Origin of the sequence: Ruminiclostridium papyrosolvens C7 (genome assembly GCF_000421965.1) — a bacterium.
In the GTDB taxonomy this organism is placed as follows: domain Bacteria; phylum Bacillota; class Clostridia; order Acetivibrionales; family DSM-1351; genus Ruminiclostridium; species Ruminiclostridium papyrosolvens_A.
The window spans coordinates 1-6960 of sequence record NZ_ATAY01000100.1; the positions used below are offsets into that span (position 1 = coordinate 1).

A 6960-nucleotide genomic window follows, 5' to 3' on the forward strand; every position below is an offset into this window, starting at 1 on the left:
GGAGTATATGGTTCCGTCATATTTTGTAAGGCTTGAAAAAATGCCCCTTTCACAGAACGGAAAAGTGGACAGAAAGGCTCTGACGGAGCCGGAAGGCAGTATTAATACGAGTATGGAGTATGTTGAGCCTTCTTGTGACGAAGAACATATAATGGCAGAAATATGGAAAAAAGTTCTTGGGTTAGCCAGAGTTGGTATTAATGATGATTTTTTTGAACTTGGGGGAGATTCCATTAAAGCAATACAGGTGGTTTCCTTACTTGCCGGGGAAGGTTTAACTATAGAGGTAAAAGATATTCTTGTACATCGCACTATTTCAAAAGTTATTTTAAATGTTGATAATATTCAAAGATCCAATGATTATGAGCAAGGGTTTATTCAAGGAAGCTTTGGTTTTACTCCTGTAGTTAAATGGTTTTTTAGCCAAAGGTTTAATAACCCCAATTATTTTAATCAATCAATTCTATTGGAACTTAAGAAGTACATGGATATTCAAAAACTTAAAATGGCTTTTGTAAAAATAATAGAACACCATGACGCATTGAGGGTTAATTATTCCCACGATAGAGATGAATTTTTCTTTAATAATGGGGAAATAACCAAAGATTTTGATATTGAAACCTTTAATATTGTCGGATTACCACCGCAAAAGCAGGAAAATGAATTGATTAAAATAGGTATGGAATTAAAGTCAGGATTTGATATAAAAGATGGATTACTTATTAAAGCTGCTATTATTCATTTGGAAGACAATGACAAGCTGCTAATAACAATTCATCATTTGGCGGTTGACGGAGTTTCATGGAGGATTATTCTAGAGGATTTATTTGCGGCATATGAGGCAATTGAAAACAATCGGGAAGTTATTATGCCTAATAAGACAGCATCCTTAATGGATTGGTATGAAAAGCTGTTAAGTATAAAAGACAGTGAAAAGCTAATTTTAGAAAAAGGATTTTGGAAGAAATATTCTGATTTCAAGTTTGAGTTTCCTATGGATTTTGACACGAAAGACTGGAGTATTGCTTCGAGATCTTTGGTAAAAGGATACCTTGATAAAGAAAAGACTGAAAAACTTTTGAATGATGCCAATAAAGTATATAATACTTCGGTTGAGGAGCTTCTCGTAACAGCTATAGCAAAAACCGTAAAAGAGTGGACGGAATTGAATGAATTTGTAATTGAAATGGAGAACAACGGAAGAAATATAGAAGGAATAAATATTTCAAGAACCGTTGGCTGGTTTACCGCAATTTATCCTCTGAAAATTTCTATAAATAGTGCAGATACGGGAGAGCAGATAAAACAAATAAAAGAAAGCATAAGGGAAGTTCCGCAAAATGGAGTAGGTTACGGAATATTAAAATACTTAACCGAGGCGGATACTGAAATAGATGAAAGAATGACGGAACTTAGATTTAATTATCTTGGACGATTTGATAAAGAGTCTGATAACGATATATTTTCTTATTCACATCTGAAAACGGGAAGTGAAACATGTCTGACCAATACAATGACAGCAAAGTTGGAGATTAATTGTATGGTGATAAATAACATGTTTGAAATTGAGATATTCTACAACGAAAAGGCATATAAGGAAGAAACCATGTCCGACTTTAGGGACAGATATCTGAGAAATCTTGAAAATATCATAAGCTACACTGTTGGCAGTGATGAGGTTTATTTTACACCATCTGATTTTGAAACACTTGATATGAATCAGGAAGAGCTTGATTCACTGTTTGAGTAGCACTACTGGTTTGCCAAATTAAACTGGGGGTTTTTACATGAACAATAAGAAGCTTGATAAGAAAAACATTGAGGATATTCTTGCATTAACTCCAATGCAGGAGGGGATTCTTTTCCATTATATAAGTAATCCCAAAAGCAAGCAATATTTTGAACAACTAAGCTTGAGGATAAACGGACCGTTTGATTTGGAGGTGTTTCAAAAGACTTGGAACTTTGTTGCTGAGAACAACGAAGTCCTAAGAACCTTTTTCCGGTGGGATAAGCTTGAAAAACCTGTCCAGATTGTTTTAAAAAATTACGAGATACCGGTTAGATATTATGATTTTTCAGTGCAAGAAAAGAACGTAAAAATTATGAATCTGGAAGATATAAAGTTAAAGGATAGGGAAGAAAGTCTGGATATAAGTGAAGAACCTTTCAGGATAACAGTTTGCAAGCTTGAAGTTGATAATTATGAGATGATAATTTCAAATCATCATATACTTTATGACGGCTGGAGCAATGCTATTCTGCTTAAGGAATTTTTTCACGCCTATCAAGCCATTTTTAAAGGTAAGTACCCAGTGAGGCCCGTCAAAAACAGATATAGGGAATTTGTAAAATGGCAGAAAAATCATGAAACAGATTCACATAAAAAGTATTGGACGGAATACCTGCAAGATTTTGATAATAAAACGCTGCTTCCATGGGATAAAAGGAACCATGAAAATGCTGAAAACGGTGAAAATTTTACACTGAGCCTTTCCAAAAGCAATTCGGAGGGGATAAAAAACTTTGCCAGAGAGCATAGATTAGCTTTAGCATCGGTTATTTATGCTGCATGGGGAATTATGTTACTAAGATTTAGTGACACTGATGATGTGATTTTTGGAACAACAGTGTCAGGCAGAACGGCTAAAATAAAAGACATCGAGAACATAGCAGGACTTTTTATAAATACTCCACCTCTGAGAATAAGGTCAAAAAATGGTGAAAATGTACTTGAATTTCTTAACGGGGTAGAGAATTCCATAAGAGAACGTAGCTTATTTGAAAATACATCGCTTACTAAAATTAAAGAATACAGTTCTTTGAGGGGAAGTGATGCACTATTTGATTCAATTATGGTAATCGAAAATTACCCTCTTGATAAGCAACTGGGTAATGAGAATAGCCTTATTAAAATTGAAGATTTTTCAATGTTTGAAATGACAAATTTTGATTTAGCTGTTGCGGTTTCCGTATTTGAAAATGTAGAAATAAAGTTTATTTATAACGGAAATAAATTTTACTCCAACACCATCAAAAGATTGGCAGAGTATTTTCAAAATATAGTCCAACAAATAATTGACAATCCACAGTGCAAGATATCAGATATTGAAATTTCAATGGGAGACCAACGGGATTGGCTAATAAACAGTTATAACGACACAGCTACTTTATATCCTCGTGAAAAGACCTTAAGTCAATTGTTTGAAGATCAGGTCAATAGGGTGCCTGAAAACACTGCACTTGTATTTGGTAAAAATCAAGTGACTTATAGAGAACTAAATGAAAAAGCAAACAAATTTGCACGTTTCCTAAGTAATAAAGGGGTAGGGGAAGACAGTGTAGTCGCTTTGCTGTTGGAACGTTCTTTTGATATGATAACGGCCATTTTAGGTGTTTTAAAGGCGGGAGGAGCTTATCTTCCAATAGACCCTGAGTATCCTTGTGAAAGGATTGTATCAATTATAAATGACTCTAGTACAAAAGTGCTTGTTACTCAAAAAGAAATTTATGAAAACATTGGTCTTTCAGAATATTTTGAGGACTCTTCAATAGATATACTCCTTATGAACGGAGCAGATACTGAGTTTGAAAATGAGAGCCCGGAAAATCTTGAGTGTATAAGTACTTCAGATAATTTCGCCTATGTTATGTATACATCGGGTTCCACAGGCGTGCCTAAAGGAACTCTCACAATGCACCACAACATAAGCAGAGTTGTTAAGAATACAAATTATATTGATATAACGGATAAAGATACACTGCTACAGTTGTCAAACTATGCTTTTGACGGCTCTACCTTCGATATTTTCGGTGCGTTGTTAAATGGGACTAAGCTGGTTCTGGTAAGCAAAAAATCCCTTTTGGATATGGAAGAATTGTCTCTAATCATAAGAGAACAGAATATATCTGTATTTTTTGTGACAACAGCCTTGTTTAATACACTGGTTGATGTTAATGTTGAATGCTTTAAAAATGTCAGGAAAGTGCTTTTTGGAGGAGAACGAGTATCTGTACCTCATGTCAGAAAAGCATTTGGATACATGGGGCCCGGCAGGATGATACATGTTTATGGGCCCACTGAAAGTACTGTTTTTGCATCATTCTATCCAATAGACAAAGTTGACAGTGAAGCAATTACTATTCCTATAGGAAAACCACTTGCAAATACAAGACTGTACATCATTGATAAAAACAATAAGCTCCAGCCTTTTGGGGCACAGGGCGAATTATGTATAGCAGGGGATGGATTGGCTAGGGGATACCTGAATCGCCCCGAGTTAACAGCGGAAAAGTTTGTGCCTGACCCATTTTGGAATGGAAATGGTCAAGGTAAGCAGGAACTGATGTACAAAACCGGAGACCTTGTAAAATGGCTGCCGGATGGAAGTATTGAATTTCTGGATAGAATAGACTCACAGGTGAAGCTGAGAGGGTTCAGAATTGAACTGGGAGAAATTGAGGCATGTCTACTGCAGTATAATGGCATTAAAGAAACAGTGGTATTGGCTAAAGAAGATAAAAGGGGCAGTAAATTTCTTTGTGCCTACTATACCTCGAAGACTGAAATCGTATTATCAGAGTTAAGGGATTATTTGGGAAGCAAGCTTCCTGTTTATATGGTACCGTCTTGTTTTGTAAGAATGGAGAGTGTTCCGTTAAATCCTAACGGTAAGATAGATAAGAAAAAGCTCCCCGAACCTTATTTGGAGGAAAAAGAATACGTGGATCCAAAAGGTGAAACAGAGGTTAAGTTAGCCGGATTGTGGCAGGAGGTTCTTGGAGTTGAGACAGTGGGTGCAAAAGACAATTTTTTTGAACTCGGAGGTCACTCTCTGAAAGCTACTGTTCTTGCTACACGTATACATAAAGATTTCAATAAATCAGTACCTTTGGAAAGAGTACTCAATACCCGGGATTTAAGGGAATTGGCCGGGTATTTGGAGGATGCTGAAGAAAAAGTTTACTCACAAATAAAACCTGTAAATGCGGATGAATCTTATATTAATGCAGCCTATCCTGAGGGGGTTTACCCTTCATCTGCATCACAGCAGAGAATGTATGTTCAGCAGCAGTTTGAAGGAATTGGTACAAGCTATAACATGCCTTTGGCAATGAATGTAGAAGGTGAACTTGACATTACCAGAGTAGAAGAGACTCTTAAAACTTTGGTAATGAGACATGAACCTTTCAGAACATCATTTGAGATATACAATGGTGAGATAGTTCAAAGAATTCATAAAGAAGTTGACTTTGAAGTTACATATTCGGAAATTGATACTAAAAGCAGGGACAAGGTTCTAAGAGAATTGATAAAGCCTTTTAATCTCGGTAAGGCGCCATTAATCAGAGCGACTGTGTTGAAGACAGGGGACAAGAAACATATTTTACTTCTTGATATGCATCACATAATATCTGATGGAATTTCCATAACAGTTATGGTAAGCGAATTTGAACAGATTTATAAGGGTTTAAAAATTGCTGAACCTGAAATTCAATATAAGGATTTTTCATATTGGCACAATAATTTTCTTGAAGGAGCCGTAATAAAAAAACAGGCAGAATACTGGAGGAATGTGCTTGAAGGTATAGATTCAACAATTAATATGCCTTCGGATTATTCCAGAGCTGACAGCAGAACCTTTTACGGAGATAGGATTTTGTTTAATCTGGAGTCTGGAATTTGCGAATCTCTTAACTTACTTTCACATAAATGCGGAGTAACCATAAATGTGCTGCTTTTAGCTTTTTACACCACTTTGTTATATAGATACACCGGGCAGCAGGATATTGCCGTAGGTTCGTTAGTTGCGGGAAGAAATCATCCTGATGTGGAAGGCATGATTGGAATGTTTAACAACTTTCTTCCCATAAGAAGCAGGATTGAGCCATCAGGAACCTTTAAGGATTTTATTAGTGTTGTAAACGATACGGTTTTAAAAGCGTATGAGAATCAAGATTATCCATATGACAGGATGGTTGAGAATTTTGCAGGACGAACGGATATAACAAGAAATCCTCTTTTTGACACAATGCTGATATTGCATAATGAACTTCACCAAGACATTGTACCTAAAATAGACGGTCTCTCATTTGAAATATATGATTTAAATTCATTTACTTCAAAGCTGGATTTTAAGTTGGATATTTACATGGGTAAATCAAGTATTATGAATTGTGTACTGGAGTATAATACCGGAATCTTTAAGAAAGAAACAATGGAGAGGTTTGTACTGCATTTTATAAATATTGTTAATGAAATAGTTAAAAACCCGGATAAAAATATATGTGAGATTGAAATGCTGACTCCACAGGAAAAAAGTCAGATATTATTGGATTTTATTAATACAGAATATGAATACCCAAAAGAAAAAACCATTTCCTGCGTTTTTGAAGAGCAGGTCCAAAAAACTCCTGACAATGTTGCGGTAATGTTTGGGGATAAAAAGCTTACATATAGAGAGCTTAACCAACGTGCCAATTCTCTGGCAAGAGTATTGAGAAAACAGGGAGTCAAGGGGGACAGCATAGTTGCGGTAATGCTTGACCGTTCCCTTGAAATGATAACGGGTATACTTGCGGTACTAAAGGCAGGGGGAGCGTATCTGCCTGTGAGCCCTGACTATCCTGAGGAAAGAGTAAGGTATATTTTAAAGGACAGCGGTACAAATATACTTCTTACAAATAGCGATGCTATCGGGAGATGGACTCCGGAGGTTATGGCTTCTTTAGAGGTAACGGTAATAAATCTGGATGACAGTGCGCTATACGAAGGCGACAGCTCAAACCTTGAAAAAGTAAATACTTCCGGAAACCTTGCATACATAATCTATACGTCCGGCTCAACTGGAAAGCCGAAGGGTGCCATGATAGAGCATTACTCGGTGATAAACAGGATAAATTGGATGCAGAGAAAGTATCCGATTGGGAGTGAGGATGTAATACTGCAAAAAACAACTT

The 6960-nt window shown here is 36.2% G+C and carries 2 protein-coding genes; both read left to right on the forward strand.

The genetic code is table 11. The features are described from left to right. The coding region (locus L323_RS40445) for a condensation domain-containing protein (RefSeq protein ID WP_020817400.1) at positions 1-1750 on the forward strand (1750 nt) is incomplete at its 5' end. Between the two features lie 37 nt (positions 1751-1787). Further along, the coding region (locus L323_RS40450; protein ID WP_020817401.1) for a non-ribosomal peptide synthetase at positions 1788-6960 on the forward strand (5173 nt) is incomplete at its 3' end.